This window comes from Priestia flexa NBRC 15715 (assembly GCF_001591565.1).
In the GTDB taxonomy this organism is placed as follows: domain Bacteria; phylum Bacillota; class Bacilli; order Bacillales; family Bacillaceae_H; genus Priestia; species Priestia flexa.
This window is the reverse complement of record NZ_BCVD01000242.1, coordinates 1-1,179: the sequence shown is the minus strand read 5'-3', so window position 1 is coordinate 1,179 and position 1,179 is coordinate 1. Positions and strand designations below refer to the sequence as shown.

The window sequence follows — 1,179 nt, the reverse complement described above, 5'->3', positions numbered from 1 at the left end:
ACGAGATATGATCAAGTCGACAAAAGAAACCGAAAAAGGATACTACACGCTTGAATCCAAAACGGGTGTATATGAAATGTTGTTTCCAACTGGTGGAGAGATCGATGGGATTGGTTATACACGAGATGGTGACAATGGTGAATCTTTTCTGGTAGGTCTTCTGTATGATGATAAAGCGGAAGCGCAACTTAGCATTCAGTATACAAAAAATCTACTCAATGATGAAACGGGAATTGAATACGCTAAAGAGTTCTTAACAAATAACATAGGTGAAGAGATGAAGTTTGACCGAATTGATGGCAAAGAAAAAGTGACGTACGTAGCTCCATTTACGAAGAAAAATGGTGTTTTATATGGTTACGGTGCCTACATCCATCCTAAGGAAGGCTGGGGGGGATTAGAGATTATTTATACTGGAAGTTGTATGGATGATCCTAAGTCATGTGGTCCTGAAGAGGAAGAGTTTAAAAAGCGTGCATATAAGTTAATTTCCTCGGTTGAATTCTTAAACAAAAATGAGGTTAAAAAATAAGTGTTACACGTTATTACACAAACATAAAATCAGGAGGCACCAAATGCTCATAAAACGAAAACGAATCATACTCGTACTTCTCAGTAGTCTTGTCGTAGGCGGCTGTCAAATGAGTGACGAACAATCAAAGAAAACAAAGTCCCTAGACCAAAAGCCAAGCGAAGTGGCGACAGAAGAATTGCCAAATACTAGAGCCCTTCAAGATGAATTTACACGAGAAATGATTAAATCGACAAAAGAAACGGAAAAAGGATATTACACACTTGAATCCAAAACCGGTGTGTATGAAATGTTGTTTCCAACTGGTGGAGGAATTGATGGGGTTGGTTATACGCGAAAAGACGAGAGCAGTGAGTCATTTTTAGCAGGTATTATGTATGATGACAAAGCAGGAGCCGAGCTTAGCGTTAGGTATACGACACTACTATCAAATGATGAAAAGGACATTGAATACGCCAAAAGGTTTTTAACGAATAATGTAGGTGAAGACATGACGTTTAACCAAATTGATGGAAAAGGAAAAGTGACGTATGTAGCGCCGTTTAAGACGAAGGAGTTTGGTACATATGGTTATGGAGCCTATATTCATCCTGATAAAGGTTGGGGAGGGTTGGAAATTATTTACTCAACGCGTTGTGCAGACAAGA

Annotated in this window: 2 protein-coding genes; both read left to right on the top strand. The window is 38.8% G+C overall.

Annotation, left to right across the window (positions count from 1 at the left end; all coding sequences use genetic code 11):
• The coding region (locus tag BFL01S_RS19665; protein WP_218008547.1) for a YvcA-related protein at positions 1-532 on the top strand (532 nt) is incomplete at its 5' end.
• Positions 533-575: 43 nt separating this feature from the next.
• On the top strand, positions 576-1,179 hold a 604-nt coding region (locus tag BFL01S_RS19660; protein WP_501193727.1), incomplete at its 3' end, for a YvcA-related protein.